This window comes from Parabacteroides sp. AF17-28, assembly GCF_003479205.1.
Classification (GTDB): Bacteria; Bacteroidota; Bacteroidia; order Bacteroidales; family Tannerellaceae; genus Parabacteroides; species Parabacteroides acidifaciens.
In genome coordinates, this window is record NZ_QUGV01000019.1 from 1 (window position 1) to 17,065 (window position 17,065).

Consider the following 17,065-nt stretch of genomic DNA (forward strand, 5'->3'; position numbering starts at 1 on the left):
GCAATCGTAAAATAAGAATGAATTTATAATCAAATAATTCTAAATAGATTGCGCGGGGTTGTGCGGGATGCGCGTAGAGACGGACGGCCGTCCGTCTCTACATTACGGATGAGACAACGCAACAATCGCTGCTCCTGCCGGTGTAGTCGTAGTTGCTATCGAAGGTGAAGATGCTGTAAAGGCAATCGTAAAATAAGAATGAATTTATAATCAAATAATTCTAAATAGATTGCGCGGGGTTGTGCGGGATGCGCGTAGAGACGGACGGCCGTCCGTCTCTACATTACGGATGAATATCCGTTTATCCCAATCAACACCAATTACCCTGTGACAGGCGAACAAGCGGTCAAGTTTAATATTAATAATACTAAAGTAATTGAATTAAAAGTTCAATGTAGCCTGTAGCCCTGTGAAGGACGAAAGCATACAAAAGATTAGTCCCGGAAGATGGTAACACTTCCGGGGCTTTGTCGTTTTATAGGGTTGCCGCTTCTTTGTCCCTGTGCTTGACGTGCCGTATCCGGAACTATAATAAGCCCCCCTTCTCGAATCCGTCTCATATCTTATTATTTTGATAGTCGTTATCTATTCTTTATCTTTGTCATCCAATATAAAGATATAGGAAAATATGAACCCTTTAGATATTATAGCCAAATACTACCCGGTAGACTCGGAAGTGTACCGGATATTGGTTATTCATAGTAGAAGCGTGGCTGATAAGGCCTTGGCCATAGCCCGGATGCATCCGGAGATGAATCTCGACTTGACTTTTGTGGAAGAAGCGGCGATGCTGCACGATATAGGTATTTTCCGTTGTAACGCTCCCGATATTGCTTGTTACGGTGATGCCGAATATATTTGCCACGGCTACCTCGGCGCCGAGCTGATGCGGGCGGAAGGTTATCCCCGCCATGCCCGTGTGTGCGAGCGGCATACCGGAACGGGTATTACGCTGGCGATGATCGAAGAACGCAACTTGCCCCTTCCGCATCGCGACTTTATGCCGGAAACCCTGGAAGAACAATTGATTTGTTTCGCCGATAAGTTTTATAGCAAAACGAAACTGGATAAAGAGAAGTCTGTCGAAAAGGTTAAACAGGGGCTTTCCAAGTATGGGAATGACACTGTTATGCGGTTTGATAACTGGTGTAAACTCTTTTTAGGGGAATAAAAAGGGATTGGCTCACTAAAAAGTTATACATTTGCCCGCTGTAACACACTGCAAATAACGACGGAATGTTTTTGAAATACAAATGCCTGATTATTTTGTTGTTTTTCCTCACCGGAAACCTGATGACTGAGGCGCAGGAACTTATTGCTCCAACCGACACGGTACTGGCTGTTGTGGGCGATACGATCGTGCCTGCCGACAGTGTGGCTGTATTGGATACCGTTCCGAGAAAGCAGGCGGGGCTGGATGCGCCGGTTTCGTATGAGGCAAAAGACTCGATCATTATGACCGGTAATAACTGGGCCTATCTGTTTGGGGAAAGCAACGTAAAATATCAACAGATCGAACTCCAATCCGAGAATATAGAGATGAATATGGACAGTAGCTTAGTGTATGCTACCTTCGGCCTTGACTCGATCGGGGAAGAATTCGGTTATCCGCTTTTTAAGGATGGCGACCAGCAATACGAATCCAAGACGATGCGCTATAATTTCGGTACGAAAAAGGGGTATATTACGGATGTAATCACGCAGCAGGGCGAAGGATATGTGACCGCCGGACGTACCAAAAAGATGGATAATGATGTCCTGAATATGGTGGGCGGACGCTATACGACTTGCGATGAGCACGACCATCCCCACTTCTATATCCAGATGACAAAGGCGAAAGTCCGTCCGAAAAAGAACATTGTGACCGGACCGGTTTATATGGTGTTCGAGGATGTGCCCCTTTACCCGATCGGCTTGCCGTTCTGTTTCTTCCCGTTCTCCAGTTCGTATTCTTCCGGTGTCATCATGCCGACGTTCGGTGATGAAAGTTCGCGCGGTTTCTACCTGCGTGACGGGGGATATTACTTTGCATTGAGCGATTATATGGACTTGGCTTTGACCGGTGAAATCTATACGAAAGGTTCATGGGGGCTGTCGGCTCGTTCTTCTTACCGCAAGCGGTATAAGTTTTCGGGTAGTTTCAACGCCTCTTACCTGGTTACCCGTTTGGGAGACAAAGGACTTCCTGACTATAGCCTGTCGAAAGACTTTAAATTGAACTGGACGCATTCGCAGGACCCGAAAGCAAACCCTTACCGGACGTTCTCGGCCAGTGTGAACTTCGCGACCAGTAGCTACGACCGTAATAACCTGAACAGTTTCTATCCCGGTTCGCAAGGGTTTGCAGATGCGAACCAGAATACGAAAGGTTCCAGTATCAGTTTGACGCAACGTTTCCCGAATAACCCGTTCAGCCTCTCGGCTACCATGAATGTGAACCAGCGTTCCAAAGACTCGACGATCTCGCTGACGCTGCCCGATATCACGATTACCATGAGCCGTATCTTCCCGTTCAAGCGGAAAAGCGCTGTCGGCAAGGAACGTTGGTATGAAAAGATTTCCATGAGTTATAACGGTTATCTGCGTAACAGCATCGATACGAAGGAAGACAAACTCTTTAAGTCGAGCCTGGTAAAGGATTGGCGGAACGCCATGCAGCACCAGATTCCGGTCAGCGCAACCTTTACATTGCTCAAATATCTGAATATCTCTCCGTCGCTCAGCTATACCGAACGCTGGTATACCAATAAAGTGGAAAAGGCCTACGATATGCAGAAGAAGACGGTGGTGGACCGCGATACGACTTACGGTTTCTATCGTGTGTTCGACTATAGCACGTCCGTTTCCGCTTCTACAACTTTGTACGGTTTCTACAAGCCGTTGCCGTTTTTAGGAGATAAGATTCAGATGATACGCCATCGCTTCGAGCCTTCCGTCACTTTGAGCTATACGCCGGATTTCGGAGCTGCCAAATATGGTTTTTGGAAGGATCTCACTTATGAAGACCAGTACGGCCAGGAACAACATATTTCTTATTCGCCTTTTGAGCGCGGTATGTTCGGAACGGCTCCAAACGGGAAGTCGGGGAGTGTGAGCTTCCAGTTGGATAACAACCTCGAAATGAAGATTAAGTCGGATCGCGATTCGACGGGTGAGCGCAAGATCAGCCTGATCGATAAGCTATCGTTGGGTATGAGCTATAACATGGCAGCCGATTCATTCAAGTGGAGCGACTTGAGTGTCGGTCTGCGTCTTAAATTCTCCAAGAGCTATACTTTGAACCTGAACGGTACGTTCGATACCTACACATACGGGTATGACGATGCGACAAAGACGGTTCGCCGTCTGGATATCCCGCGTTGGAAAGCCGGTAAGGGCCTCGGTCGTCTGCGCCAGACGGGAACGAGCTTCTCTTATACCTTTAATAACGATACGTTCGGCAAGTTGTTTGGCAAGAAAGACAAGGACGACTCCAACAATCCTCCTGCCGATCCGAACGCCACGAACGATCCCGAATTTGAACAAATCTCTCCGGGAGAGGAGGGCGACCAGCAAGCAAAAACGGAAGGCGGCCGCTTACGGGGTGCGAAGAAAGAGACGGGCGAGTATGATTCGTATGGCTATATGATCAATAAGGTGCCTTGGAGCCTTTCGTTCAGCTATAGTATGCAGTTGCGTTATGGTGATTTTAATCCGAGTAAAATGGAATATAATTATAAGTTGACGCATGCGTTGAGCTTTAACGGTAATATCCAGCCGACGAAGAACTGGCGTTTTAACTTCAATGCGACGTACGACTTCGATACGAAAAAGATTTCATACATGACTTGTAATATAACCCGCGACCTGCACTGCTGGCAGATGACCGCCAGTTTCGTCCCCGTAGGTCCTTATAAGTCTTATACCTTTAATATTGCTGTAAGTTCGTCCCTGCTGAAAGACCTGAAATGGCGTCAGAGCAGCAACTATCGTGACGGACAGACCTGGAAATAATTTACCATTCTATCGGTGTCTGTCCCGTGGCGATCAGATAGTCGTTTGCTTTGCTGAAGTGTTTGTTTCCAAAAAAGCCGCGGTAAGCGGATAGGGGAGACGGGTGTGCCGATTTCAGTACCAGGTTGTGTGCCGCATCGATGAAAGCTCCTTTCCGCTGTGCATACGATCCCCAAAGTATATAAACGATATGGCTCCGTTCTTCTGCCAGGCGGTGGATGACGGCATCGGTAAATTCCTCCCAACCTTTATTCTGGTGCGAACCGGCCTGATGTGCACGGACAGTCAGGGTTGCGTTGAGCAACAGGACACCCTGGTCCGCCCAGCGTAACAGGTTACCGGTCTGTGGAACCGGCTTGCCTAAATCGCTTTCAATCTCTTTGAATATATTGATGAGTGACGGCGGGAACGGTGTCCCGTCCTGGACGGAGAAGCAAAGTCCGTGTGCCTGTCCCGGTTCGTGGTAAGGGTCTTGTCCGAAAATGACCACTTTGACCTTGTCGAACGGGCAGTGTTCGAACGCGCTGAAGATACAGGGGCCGGGAGGATAGATGGTTCTTTGGCGATATTCGTCTTTGACAAAGGTTATCAGTTGTCTGAAGTAATCTTTTTCAAACTCTGAATTCAATCGTTGCTTCCAGCTCTGTTCTATCTTAACGTCCATAATTGTAATTGAAAATTGAAAATTATCTTTGTTGTGCGAATATCCGAAATAATTTTCAATTTTCAATTATCAATTTTCAATTAAATAAGGTACATGCCGGCAGCACGGGCTTCCCGGCGCATGTCTTCCGGCCATATGCTTGCCTGGATTTCTCCGATATGGGCTTTGCGCAGGTAGAACATACACAGGCGGCTTTGTCCGATACCACCACCGATGCTCAAAGGTAGTTCGCCGTTCAGGAGGCGTTTGTGGAAGTATAATTCTTTCTTTTCTTCGGCACCGCATATCGCCAACTGGCGGAGCAATGCTTCTTTGTCGACACGGATACCCATGGATGAAAGTTCCATCGAGCGGTTCAGCACTTCGTCCCAGACAAGCAAATCGCCATTCAATCCGACCTGCCCGTTTTCGGCAACTGTCGACCAGTCGTCGTAGTCCGGAGCACGTCCGTCATGTTTCTTGCCGTTGCTCAGCTGGCAACCGATGCCGATGATAAACACGGCCCCGTATTCCTTTGTGATCGCATCTTCCCGTTCTTTCGGGGTGAAAGTCGGATACTTTTGCAATAGCTCTTCGGAGTGGATGAAATGAATATGCTGGGGAAGCGTCGGACGGATTTCCGGAAACATTTCGTAAACCAGATATTCGGTGCGCACCATTGCAGCGTAGATGCGGCGTACAATTTCTTTCAAAAAGTCTACATTCCGTTCTTCCGCACCCATTACACGTTCCCAGTCCCACTGGTCTACATATAAAGAATGGAGGTTGCCCAATTCTTCGTCGGAGCGGATGGCATTCATGTCGGTATAGATTCCGTATCCTTTTTCGATTTGGTAGTCGGCGAGTGTCAGGCGTTTCCATTTGGCAAGCGAATGGACAATTTCCGCTTTGGAATCATCCAAATCTTTGATTGGAAACGTGACTGCGCGTTCCGTGCCGTTCAAGTCATCATTGATACCCATCCCTTTTAAAACGAACAACGGGGCGGTGACACGCCGCAACCGCAATTCGGAAGACAGGTTTTGCTGGAAAAAGTCTTTAATCTTTTTGATACCCATCTCAGTCTGCGATAAGTTCAATAAAGCCCTGTATCCTGCGGGTTTAATTAGATAGCTCATATGTTTGTTGTGCTTTGTGTTTGTAAATAATGCGTGGCAAAGATAATGATTAATGGCAAAATAGCAATCGTATGCCTTATTTTATTTGCAAAATGGAAGTGATTATCGATTGGAGGGTTGCAAAATATCAAAAGTAATCTTTTTTTGCCCGTTCGTTTGTTTTCCTGCAAGATTATGTCTACTTTTGCGCTGTCTTTGGCTGGGTAGCTTAGCTGAATAGAGCGTCAGATTCCGGTTCTGAAGGTCGTGGGTTTGAATCCCACCCTGGTCACACGAGGGTTTCCGAGTTTTCGGAAGCCCTTTTTTATGGCATACACGTAAACATTTCTTTTTTATTTATGTTTTATAAATGAATAACTAATTAAGAAAGAACAAAGATTATGGTAGCAATTTATAGATTCCTTTTCCCTTCCAAGCCGGAAGGAAATGCTTTTTCCCTGTTTTTATTGGCTTTACGTATCCTTTTGGGGGTGTTATTCCTTTCGCACGGTGTGCAGAAATGGGCTAACTTTGAGGTGTTGTCGACCTCTTTCCCGGATCCGTTGGGAGTCGGGAGTACGGTTTCATTAGGGTTGGCGATTTTTGGAGAGGTGGCTTGTTCTGTCGGCTTTATTTTTGGAGCGCTTTACCGCCTGGCCCTGATTCCGATGATTTTCACGATGGGGATGGCTTTTTTCGTGATACACGGGAATGATCCGTTTGCTGCAAAAGAGTTGGCGTTTATCTATCTGGTCATATTCATCCTTATGTATATAACAGGGCCGGGTAAATTCTCTGTCGACCGTATCCTCTCGTCGGCTTTGGTACGGAAAAGGCGTTGGGAGAGGACTGCTTGATTATTTCGGGAATAAGACACGATTATGATCCAAAACGGAATGGATAGCCCCGGCTAATCAGTTTTCTTTGATTTTAAAGTAATTTAATGATATTGGAATAAACCTTTTAAGCCTATGAGTTGTCTTATATATAGAAAGGCAAATAATAGTGTTTAGTTTTTAAGGTTATATGAAGAACATCAGGTTATTATTTTTTATGGGGATTGTCCTCTTTCTCGGAGGGCAATCCCTTTATTCCCAGACTAAGAAAGAAAGGAAAGAGCAGAAAGCGAAAGAGATAAAAGAAATGATAGATGAGCAGCGGTTTACGATAGATGTGGACCGTGCACTGCCAATGGGAGGGCGTACGGTGAACCTGACGACTCCTTACTCTTTTGAGATGCGCGGTGATTCGGCGATTTCTTATCTTCCTTATTTCGGAAGAGCGTATTCTTTGCCGTATGGTGGAGGCGACGGGCTGCGTTTTGAAGAATCAATTACCGATTATCAATCAACCTTCGAGAAGAAGGGAACCGCTCGAATTAAATTCGTAACCCGTACCAAAGAAGATACTTTCCGTTTTGACGTGCAGGTGTTTTCTAACGGTTCTGCCATTATAAGCGTAACGCCGACAAACAGGCAGAGCATTACCTACCAGGGAGAAGTCGCTCCGAAGAAGAAGGAGTGAACAGACGTCCTTGCCGCGCATTTCGTTCTAAGATACGTTTATTTACCTTTGCCGTAAATTCAAAGTTTTTGAGTCCCCAATCCGGTGCGATCAGCAACTCTTTGGGGGATTGCGATACAAACCTCTCTACCACAATAGAGGGGTTTAATCGTTCTATGAAGTCGATGACCAGTTCGATGTATTCGTCCGCGGTGTAGAGGTGGAACTGTTCGGGGTGCTCGGCCTGTTCCTTCGCCATGCGCGTGTTGCGGATCAGTTGCAACTGGTGCAGTTTCAGCGTGGTAAGCGGCAGCGTGGAAAGGACATCGGCATGATGCAGGATCTCGTCCCGGCTTTCTCCCGGCAGGCCTAATATCAGGTGGGCGCCGGTATAAATGCCTTTGGCTGCTGTCCGGCGGATGGCGTCTTCCGATTCGGCATGCGTATGGCCGCGGTTGATGCGGACGAGCGTACGGTCCAGTGTGCTTTCCAGGCCGTATTCGATCATGACGAATTTTTCTTTGGACAGAGCGGCGAAATAATCCAGCAAAGCCTCCGGCATACAGTCCGGGCGGGTTCCGACAATCAGTCCCCTGACATCCGGATAGGAGAGGGCTTCCTCGTATTTGGCGATCAGCGAATCCAATTCATCATATGTGTTTGTATAGGCCTGGAAATAGGCCAGGTATTTCATATCCGGATATTTGCGGGAAAAGAAGCGGACACCTTCTTCCAGCTGTTCCGTCACGCTTTTCTCCGTATGGCAGTATTCCGGGCTGAACGTCTGGTTGTTACAATACGTGCAGCCACCGAAACCTTTCGTCCCGTCACGGTTGGGGCAGGTGAAACCGGCGTTGATCGATATCTTTTGCACTTTGTGGGGAAAGACTTCCCGAAGGAAGTCACCGAAGTCCCGATATGGTTTGCTGTTTTCCATGCCGGCAAAGGTAATTTATAATGGTTAAAGGGCAATATCCGGTGGTTAATAATTTGATAAAATGATATCTGGGAGCCTCTGTTCTACACAAATATCCTTTATTAGTCGGCAGTTTTCTGTTAAATCCAGCGAGAATGTACTAACTTTGCAATCTGTTCTATTTGAAACATTAAGAAAACAATAAGAGTATATATGAGACGATTTGGGTTTGGAGCTTTACTTGCATTCATGTTAGCCGGTAGCTTGTCTGCGCAGAATGGGAGTAAACGTGTCGATTTAAAAGAGATTACGGACGGAGAGTTCCGCCAGGTTACTAATATCGGTGAGATGCGTTCGCTGCCTGACGGCGAGCATTATACGGCGATGAACGATGCCCGTAACATGATTATAAAATATTCCTATCGTACAGGTGCGCCTGTCGATACACTGTTTAATGCAGCAAAGGCACGCGAATGTACGTTCGATACGTTCGAGGGATATACGATCAGCAGTACCGGGCACCATATATTGGTATGGCGTGATACGGAGCCGATTTACCGCCGCTCGTTCCGGGCAAATGTTTACGATTATGACGTGCGCCGTAATTACGTGAAACCGATCTCCGATTCCAAGAGCAAGCAGATGATTCCGACTTTCTCGCCGGACGGACGGATGGTTGCCTACGTGAGCGATAACAACATCTGGATCCGTAAGTTCGATTTCGATACGGAAGTACAGGTGACGAAAGACGGTGAGCTGAACAAGATTCTGAACGGTATCACCGATTGGGTGTATGAAGAAGAATTTGCCGTGACGAACCTGATGGCCTGGTCGCCGAACAGCGAGCAGTTGGCGTTTGTCCGTTTCGACGAATCGGAAGTGCCGGAATACTCGATGCAGATGTTCGGTACAGGACTCTATCCCGGTTATTACGACTATAAATATCCGAAGGCAGGCGAGAAGAACTCGAAGGTGACGTTGCATGCCTACGATGTGACGACAAAAGATACGAAAATGCTGAAAGTCCCCGTGGAAGAGGATAGTTATATCCCCCGGATTGTCTTTACCAATAATTCGGACCAGTTGGCCGTGATGACGCTGAACCGCCATCAGAATGTGTTCAATATGTATTACGCCAACCCGAAGAGCGGTGTGTTCCGCTTGATCCTGCGGGATGAGAACAAGGCTTATGTCGATTCGGAATGGTTGAACTCCATCCATTTCTATACGAACAGCTTCACGTATGTAAACGAACAGGATGGTTATGCGCACATCTACCTGTATTCACCGACAGGCGTCATGCAACGCCAGGTGACGAAAGGAAACTGGGACGTAACCGCTTTCTTAGGTTACGACGAGGCAACAAAGACGGTTTATTACGAATCGGCGGAAGAAAGCCCGATGCGTCGCGCTGTCTATAAGGTCGACGCAAAAGGCGTAAAGACCAAACTGTCGACCGGGGAAGGTACGAACAACGCCACGTTCAGTGATAACTTCGCTTATTATGTAAACCAATATTCCAATGCCAATACGCCGGTAAGGATTACGGTAAACGAAACGAAGTCGAACAAAGTGTTGCGAGTCTTGCAGGACAACGCCCGCCTGATCGACAAGCTGGCCGGTTACTCGTATGCGAAGAAAGAGTTTATCAAAGTGCGTACAGCTTCCGACTATGAACTGAACGCCTGGATTGTGAAACCGGTGGACTTCGACGAATCGAAGAAATATCCGGTCCTGATGTTCCAGTATAGCGGCCCGAACTCCCAGCAGGTGTTGGATAAATACAGTTTCGATTGGGAACAGTATTTGGCTGCTAACGGTATCATCACGGTTTGTGTGGACGGACGCGGAACAGGTGCCCGGGGCGAAGCTTTCCGTAAATGTACCTATCTGCGTATGGGCGAACTGGAGTCGAAAGACCAGGTCGAAGCTGCGCAGGCATTAGGTAAACTGCCGTTTGTCGACAAGAGCCGTATGGCGATCTGGGGATGGAGCTTCGGCGGATATAACACGCTGATGTCCATGAGTGTCGGTAACGGCACTTTCAAGGCCGGCATTGCGGTAGCACCTCCTACCGACTGGAAATATTATGACTCTGTCTATACGGAACGCTTTATGCGCACGCCGAAAGAAAACTTTCAAGGATATGCCGCTACTTCCCCGATCCGTCTGGCGAAGGATTTGCAAGGAAAACTGTTGCTGATCCACGGTACGGCCGACGATAATGTACATTTCCAGCAGACGATGGATTATGCGGAAGCACTGGTGCAAGCCGGTAAACAGTTTGAAATGCAGGTTTATAAAGACCGTAACCACAGTATTTACGGAGGAAACACCCGCTATCATCTGTACACCAGAATGTCTAATTTCTTATTCGATAATTTATAACTTATAATGTCAGAACATTTGAGAAAGCCGGATTGGCTAAAGATCCGGCTGGGGGGGAACGAGCAGTTCACACGGACAAAAACTATCGTGGAATCTCACTGCTTACATACGATTTGTACCAGCGGGAAATGCCCGAATATGGGAGAGTGCTGGAGCCGGGGGACGGCAACCTTTATGATTGCGGGTGATATTTGCACCCGTTCCTGCCGTTTTTGCAATACGCTGACCGGCAAACCGCTTCCGCTGGATGCGAAAGAACCGGCGAATGTGGCGGAAAGCATCCGGCTGATGCAGCTGAAACATGCCGTGATCACTTCGGTCGATAGGGACGATTTGCTGGATTTGGGTGCACAGCACTGGGTGGATACGATCCGTACCATAAAAGAGGTAAACCCGGAAACGACTGTCGAAGTCCTGATACCCGATTTCCAGGGACGTCTGGAATTAGTGGACATGGTGGTGGAAGCGGCTCCTGAAATTATATCCCATAATATGGAAACGGTTCGCCGGATCAGCCCGGAAGTGCGTAGCGCTGCCAAATACGATGTGAGCCTTTCGGTGCTTGCACGCATTGCAGGACAAGGCGTTGTCGCTAAAACCGGTATCATGGTCGGCCTGGGCGAAACGGCGGAAGAAGTGTATGAGTTGATGGATGACGTACGGGCCGCCGGAGTCTCTGTCCTGACAATCGGACAGTATTTGCAGCCCAGCCGAAAAAATATTCCGGTAAAGGAATACGTCACTCCTGAACAGTTTGAGACCTATAAATCAATTGCTTTACAAAAAGGGTTCAATAAAGTGGAGAGCGCTCCGCTGGTCCGTTCCTCTTATCACGCCGAAAAACACGTATGATGGTGAGAACATTTCTTTATACAGTTTGTTATGTTATAAAGGGAAAAAAGGGGGAATGGGTATGAATAAAGTGAAGAGGAGCCTGGATAACCAGGCCATTGGCTTAGTGCCACTGCTGCTGTTTATGTTTTTGGATAATTATTTTTCATACTTATTATCCTTCATAATCGGTGTTACTTTTTGTTTTGTATGTATTTTTTTATTTCAAATACTTAGTAAAGATAAGGTCTATCAGTTCCTGTTATTACCGGCCGCAACGACATTAGTTCTTTATTCGATTTTTCTTTGTATCAGGCTTGAGCCGGTGTTGTTTATTTATTCTCCGTTAATAACTGAAGTATTGCTGGTTGTCGTATTGGCGTTTCTCGGATTTGCCAAACGGTCGATCTTACGCAAGATCCGGACCTCCAAGCATCCGACCTACAAACGGACGTTGATGCGTACTACGTTGAATGAATTCTTTTTTGTTGCCCAGCTTGTCCAGAATCTCTATACATTACACTTGTTTATCATCCTGGTGTACAGTATCCTGCCGGATACGATGCAAGGTGTGCGTATGGAGCGTTTCCTGTACAGGGAGCTTGGGATCGTGATCGGGGTGTTCCTGATCCTGTATGAACAGATAAGGATTTCGATGATGCAAGGCAGTCTTCGCAAGGAAATGTGGCTGCCGGTGTTGAATGACGGGGGAAAGGTGATCGGCTGTATTGCCCGTTCCGTAAGCCGTTCTTTGCCTAAAAAGTATTACCATCCGGTTGTACGTGTGGCAGTCATCTACCAGGGAATGCTGTATCTGGTGACGAGAGGAAAGAAAGCATTCGTATCGCCGGATACGATCGATTATCCGTATTACAGTTATGTTTTGTTTCGCCATAGCATAGAAAGCACTGTGCGGGAAACGATCGGTGAGTTAGGGGAAAAAGAAGATATGATGCCCCGGTTCCTGATTCGTTATACATTCGAGAACGAAAAGGTGAAGCATTTGGTCAACCTCTACGTCATCTGTGTACGTTCTGAAGAGATAATGAACCAGATCAAACAGCCGAACGGTAAGCTCTGGACCACTAAACAGATAGAAGCAAACTTAGGCTCGGGTGTTTTCAGCGAATATTTCGAGCAGGAGTTCGACTATTTGCAGAATATGGTTCTACTGGCGGAAAACTTCTGTTGTGGAGATTGTTAACGATGTCCCAGTTCTATTACTTCCAAGTCCTTGATTTGTTGTCCGTCAATAATGAAACGTATCAGCGTCCTTACCTGATGGAACCCGCTCTTGCCGGCCGCGCCCGGATTCATGTACAAACAATTCAGGCTTCTGTCGAAAGCTACTTTCAGTATGTGCGAATGTCCGGCAATGAAGAGGTTGGGGCGCGTGTCGTATAGCTCTTTGCGGATAGCCGGGTTATAACGTCCCGGATATCCGCCGATGTGCGTCATCATCACGTTCACTTCCTCTGCCTTGAAGTGGGCGACTTGCGGATATTGCAAGCGGAGCGACTGACTGTCTATATTACCATAAACGGCGCGGAACGGTTTTAAGGCTGCCAACCGGGCAGCCAGGCCGTCCGAACCGATGTCTCCCGCATGCCAGATTTCATCGCATTCGGAGAAGTATTCCGCATATTTGTCGTCCCACCAGGCGTGGGTATCTGAAAGAAGTCCTATTTTAAGCATAACAATTTCTTTTATCTCGCAAAAGTATTTATATTTACCGACCGAAGATAATAATACGATGGAGAATTCACATAAATATTTCAAACGGGATATCAGTTGGCTGTCTTTCAACTATCGCGTTTTGCTGGAGGCGGAAGATGATGCGCTGCCTATCTATGAGCGTATTAAGTTCCTTTCTATCTATTCGTCCAATCTCGAAGAGTTCTACGAAATAAGGGTTGCCGAGCACCGGGGCGTGATCATGAAAAAGAATTTCACCGATGAGAGCGGTGCTGAGGCGGAAGAGATACTGGCCGAAATAACCGAAGAAGTGAACCGCCAGCAACGGGAATATTACCGTATCTTTTCAAAAGTATTGCAGGAGCTGAACCGGCAGGATATCTATCTGTACCAGGACAGCAATCCGGAACCGTTCCATGAAGAATTTGTGCACAACTTCTTTAACGAAGAGGTCTTCCCCTTCCTTTCGCCTGTGATGATACAAGCGGGAGATATCCGTACGTTTATACGCGACCGCCGTCTTTACCTGGTTATCCGGATGATAAAGAAGAGCAAGCGGATGGCAGAGCCGGATTATGTGCCAGAGTATTATTATGCCTTGATGAAGATCCCGTACGCGAAAGTTCCCCGTTTTATCGAGTTGCCGTCGCATGAAGGGAAGTATTATATCATGTTTATCGACGATATTATCCGGGCCAACCTGTCCAGCATCTTTCCGGGGTATGTGGTGGAAAGCTGTTACAGTATCAAGATTTCGCGGGATGCGGATATTTACCTGGATGACGAGAAAGGCGGCAATATCGTGGAGAACATCCGGAAGAAGGTGAAGAAACGCAAGATAGGAGCCTTGAGCCGCTTTATGTACGACAGCAGTATGCCGGACGATTTTCTGGCGTTTGTCTGCAATGCTTTCGGCATTACGGTGGATGACCTGGTTTTGGGTGGACGCTACAACAACCTGCAGGACCTGATCAAGCTGCCGAACCCGAAGGGGAAGGAGTTGGAACAGGAGATCCCGTCTCCGATGCGCGTACCGTTCCTGGACGAGATGGGTTCGGTCTTCCGGGCGGTGAAGAAACGGGACATATTGCTGCATTTCCCCTACCAGTCTTTTGATTACCTGATCCGTTTCCTGATGGAAGCGGCGTTCGATCCGAAGGTAGACGAGATAAAGATTACGCAATACCGCGTAGCGGAAAATTCGGCAGTTATCAATACGCTGATCAGTGCCGCCCAGAACGGAAAGAAAGTGACTGTCTTTGTCGAGCTGAAAGCCCGCTTCGACGAAGAGAACAATATGAGCACGGCCGAGCGGATGGAGCAGGCAGGTATTCGCATCATCTATAGCATCCCCGGCTTGAAAGTACATGCGAAAGTAGCCGTTATACTGCGTAAAGATACGGACGACGGCATTAAGCGGCGCGACTTTGCCTATCTGAGCACCGGTAACTTCAATGAAAAGACGGCGCGTATCTATTCCGATATGGCGTTGCTGACCTCGGATGCGGAGATGATTAAGGATATCAACAAGGTGTTTGCCGTCCTGGAAGGGAAGCTGCATGAGCCGACGTTCCGTCATTTGCTCGTTGCCCGTTTTAATATGGTACCGGAGCTGACTCGGATGATTCATCGGGAGATCGAGCATGTCAAAGCCGGCCGTAAAGGACGCATCGTGTTGAAGATGAACGGACTGCATGACCAGCATATGATTGATGAACTGTATGAGGCCAGTGAGAACGGTGTCGAGATAGACTTGATTGTCCGTGGTATCTGTTGCCTGGTTCCTAACCAGCCGTTCAGCCGGAATATCCGGATTACCCGTATTGTGGATATGTTCTTGGAGCATTCGCGCATCTGGTATTTCTATAATGACGGGCAGGAAGACCTGTTCCTGACTTCCGCCGACTGGATGCGCCGTAACCTGAACCGCCGTATCGAAACGGCTTTCCCGATATTGGACCCGGAGATAAAGGAGGATATTATCCATATCTTGCAGATACAGATGCGGGATAATGTCAAGGCTTGCCTGATAGACGAACAGTTGCGCAACAACTTCAAGCGGGATGGCAATCCGGAGAAGGTGCGTGCCCAACTGGCTATTTATGAATATTTGAAAAATAAGATGTAGGCGGTATGGATATGTCTTCTTCCTGGACGTTCGTCCTGTTTAGTTTGGGTTGTGTTGCGCTGATAGCGGGCGCTTTGCTCGGTTTCCTGATCGGACGGCGGACGGGGAGCAGGCAGGAACGTTTCCGGCAGGTCAAGGAAAAGATGAAGCGTAATAAGGCCATGCTTTGCCGGCAACAAAAGGAACGCTATGAGTATGCCCGGCAGGTGAAGCAGCTGGAAGAAGAATTGCAACATCTGACAGCCGAGTCCGAACAGTATCGCGAACGGATGTCCGACCTCGAGTTTTACCAGCAGAAGCTACGCGCAAGCGAACGGATCGACCTGGCCGATGCGAATGTCCTGTCTATGCTGATCCAGCTGAAGGAAGACCCGCTCCACACCAATCTGACGCGTACCGAATGGAACGAGATACTGCATTATACGGATATGCTCTTTAATCATATCTTGACCGATTTAAAGGCGAAACAGGGGATCACCCGCCACGAACAGGAAATCTGTTGCCTTGTTAAATGGAACTTCTCCCGGAAGGAGCAGTTGGCCGTTTTCAACAATACCACCGATGCCTTGACCAAGTCTAAAAACCGGTTGAAGAAAAAGCTTCAGTTGGATGAGAAGACCGATCTGGACCAGTTTATCCGTTTATATTAGCTGTAAAAAAGCAATCCGATTGTCCGCCATATCGTGTGTCTGATGTGGCTTTGCTGAACTTATCTTTTTGTTTGTCAATTGTTTATTTGTTTATTTGTTTGTCCGGCATCGTTTCTTCCTCTTCTTAAATCATCTCTCTACCTTTGCTCCGTGTGAATTTAGTTTTTAAGAAAACCTGATAGGAGATAATAGAATGAGAACACAATCTTTATTAATCGTGATCCTGCTTGCCCTGATAGGCGGGACATCGTGTAACCGGTCTTCAAAGCCGAAACAGTCCATCTTTATGAAGCGGGCAACCGGGTTTGCTTATGAAGTCCTGGTCGTAATGGACAAAGATGCATGGAAGGGAGAAGCCGGACGATTGTTGTATGGCCAGTTGACGGCTTCCATTCCGGGACTGCCGCAAAACGAACCGACCATGCGGGTGACATATGCCGAACCGTCGCAGTTTGACGGCCTTCTGCGTTACGTCCGCAATATTATGGTGGTCCGGGTTAATCCGTCCCAATATACGAAAGTGTCGGTTCACAAAGAGAAGGACGTATGGGCTACCGGACAGGAAGTCGTCACGCTGAATGTCCCTTCCTCTCAACAGTTGATGGAGTATCTGACGGAACACGGAGCTTCATTGGTCGCTTATCTGGAGGGAAAGGAGCGTGAGCGGTCTGCCGGTTATCTCGAAAGAGCGCATAGCGCCTGGGTGAACGAGAAGGTGAAGGAACGTTTTAATGCCAGTTTGTATGTGCCGGAAGAGATGTGTTCTTATAAGGACACGGCGGATTTCTTTTGGGTGACGGATCATGGCAAACAAGGACGAACCGATCTGATAGTCTACAGTTTCCCTTATACCAGTAACCGGACATTTACTTTGGATTATCTTGTGTCGATGCGCGATTCCATTTTAGGGGAGCAGATACCGGGCGCTTTCCCTAATTCCTATATGACGACTGTTAAACGCCTTCCTCCTTCTTACGAAGCGATCAATCGGGACGGTGAATATTGTGGCGTAGTGAGGGGTTTGTGGGAACTGGAAGGCGATATGATGGGCGGCCCGTTCATAAGCCATGCCTATCTGGACAAAAAGAACCAGCGGGTGGTCGTGGCGGAAACCTTCGTCTATGCCCCGAATACCAAAAAGGCCAAACTGCTCCGGCGCGGGGAGGCGGCGCTTTATACGTTCAAGTTTAATTGATATTT

The 17,065-nt window shown here is 47.6% G+C and carries 15 protein-coding genes and 1 tRNA gene; 12 read left to right on the forward strand and 4 right to left on the reverse strand.

The window, feature by feature from the left end; all coding sequences use genetic code 11:
- The first annotated feature begins 124 nt into the window (after positions 1–124).
- From DWW90_RS21025 to DWW90_RS13795, 3 genes are all read left to right on the forward strand, one after another.
- Positions 125–196: a DUF6383 domain-containing protein gene (locus DWW90_RS21025; RefSeq protein WP_368665689.1), complete on the forward strand. Its 72-nt coding sequence runs from the start codon at positions 125–127 to the stop codon at positions 194–196.
- A 432-nt stretch (positions 197–628) separates the two neighbouring features.
- Positions 629–1,171, forward strand: a complete 543-nt coding sequence (locus DWW90_RS13790) for an HD domain-containing protein (protein WP_115501176.1) — start codon at positions 629–631, stop codon at positions 1,169–1,171.
- Positions 1,172–1,236: 65 nt separating this feature from the next.
- On the forward strand, positions 1,237–3,993 hold the full coding sequence (locus DWW90_RS13795; protein ID WP_122345382.1) for a putative LPS assembly protein LptD: 2,757 nt from the start codon (positions 1,237–1,239) through the stop codon (positions 3,991–3,993).
- Position 3,994: 1 nt separating this feature from the next.
- On the opposite strand, the gene DWW90_RS13800 is transcribed toward DWW90_RS13795, so the two are convergent.
- Positions 3,995–4,657 carry a uracil-DNA glycosylase gene (locus DWW90_RS13800; protein WP_122345383.1) on the reverse strand — a complete coding sequence of 221 codons (663 nt, stop codon included), beginning with the start codon at positions 4,655–4,657 and terminating at the stop codon, positions 3,995–3,997.
- A gap of 80 nt (positions 4,658–4,737) precedes the next feature.
- Complete coding sequence (asnA, locus tag DWW90_RS13805; protein ID WP_122345384.1) at positions 4,738–5,775, reverse strand: aspartate--ammonia ligase; 1,038 nt, start codon at positions 5,773–5,775, stop codon at positions 4,738–4,740.
- 197 nt (positions 5,776–5,972) lie between these two features.
- Between asnA and DWW90_RS13810 the strand changes: the two genes are divergently transcribed.
- The 3 genes from DWW90_RS13810 (at position 5,973) to DWW90_RS13820 (ending at position 7,278) form a co-directional block, all read left to right on the forward strand.
- Positions 5,973–6,046 (forward strand) — tRNA-Arg (locus DWW90_RS13810).
- 109 nt (positions 6,047–6,155) lie between these two features.
- Positions 6,156–6,611 carry a DoxX family protein gene (locus tag DWW90_RS13815; RefSeq protein ID WP_115501172.1) on the forward strand — a complete coding sequence of 152 codons (456 nt, stop codon included), beginning with the start codon at positions 6,156–6,158 and terminating at the stop codon, positions 6,609–6,611.
- 169 nt (positions 6,612–6,780) lie between these two features.
- Entirely contained in the window at positions 6,781–7,278 is a 498-nt protein-coding gene (locus tag DWW90_RS13820) for a DUF4251 domain-containing protein (RefSeq protein WP_122345385.1), read from the forward strand.
- Here DWW90_RS13820 and DWW90_RS13825 read toward each other — a convergent pair.
- Entirely contained in the window at positions 7,238–8,194 is a 957-nt protein-coding gene (locus tag DWW90_RS13825) for a TIGR01212 family radical SAM protein (protein WP_115501170.1), read from the reverse strand. The two genes, DWW90_RS13820 and DWW90_RS13825, sit on opposite strands and share 41 nt — an antisense overlap.
- A 192-nt stretch (positions 8,195–8,386) precedes the next feature.
- Between DWW90_RS13825 and DWW90_RS13830 the strand changes: the two genes are divergently transcribed.
- The 3 genes from DWW90_RS13830 (at position 8,387) to DWW90_RS13840 (ending at position 12,596) form a co-directional block, all read left to right on the forward strand.
- Positions 8,387–10,561 (forward strand): S9 family peptidase, encoded by a 2,175-nt coding sequence (locus tag DWW90_RS13830; protein ID WP_122345386.1) that lies wholly within the window; start codon positions 8,387–8,389, stop codon positions 10,559–10,561.
- Positions 10,562–10,567: 6 nt separating this feature from the next.
- Complete coding sequence (gene lipA, locus DWW90_RS13835; protein ID WP_122345387.1) at positions 10,568–11,413, forward strand: lipoyl synthase; 846 nt, start codon at positions 10,568–10,570, stop codon at positions 11,411–11,413.
- 61 nt (positions 11,414–11,474) lie between these two features.
- Complete coding sequence (locus DWW90_RS13840) at positions 11,475–12,596, forward strand: hypothetical protein (RefSeq protein ID WP_122345427.1); 1,122 nt, start codon at positions 11,475–11,477, stop codon at positions 12,594–12,596.
- Here the strand turns inward: DWW90_RS13840 and DWW90_RS13845 are convergent.
- On the reverse strand, positions 12,593–13,087 hold the full coding sequence (locus DWW90_RS13845; RefSeq protein ID WP_122331881.1) for a metallophosphoesterase: 495 nt from the start codon (positions 13,085–13,087) through the stop codon (positions 12,593–12,595). The genes DWW90_RS13840 and DWW90_RS13845 overlap by 4 nt on opposite strands.
- Positions 13,088–13,145: 58 nt before the next feature.
- Here DWW90_RS13845 and DWW90_RS13850 point away from each other — a divergent pair, with 58 nt between their 5' ends.
- The 3 genes from DWW90_RS13850 to DWW90_RS13860 all read left to right on the forward strand — a co-directional run bounded on the left by DWW90_RS13850 (position 13,146) and on the right by DWW90_RS13860 (position 17,060).
- Positions 13,146–15,215 carry an RNA degradosome polyphosphate kinase gene (locus tag DWW90_RS13850; protein WP_122345388.1) on the forward strand — a complete coding sequence of 690 codons (2,070 nt, stop codon included), beginning with the start codon at positions 13,146–13,148 and terminating at the stop codon, positions 15,213–15,215.
- Between the two features lie 5 nt (positions 15,216–15,220).
- Positions 15,221–15,865 carry a hypothetical protein gene (locus tag DWW90_RS13855; RefSeq protein ID WP_122345389.1) on the forward strand — a complete coding sequence of 215 codons (645 nt, stop codon included), beginning with the start codon at positions 15,221–15,223 and terminating at the stop codon, positions 15,863–15,865.
- Positions 15,866–16,058: 193 nt separating this feature from the next.
- Positions 16,059–17,060, forward strand: coding sequence for a DUF4837 family protein (locus DWW90_RS13860; RefSeq protein ID WP_122345390.1), 1,002 nt, complete (start codon positions 16,059–16,061; stop codon positions 17,058–17,060).
- Positions 17,061–17,065 lie beyond the last annotated feature (5 nt).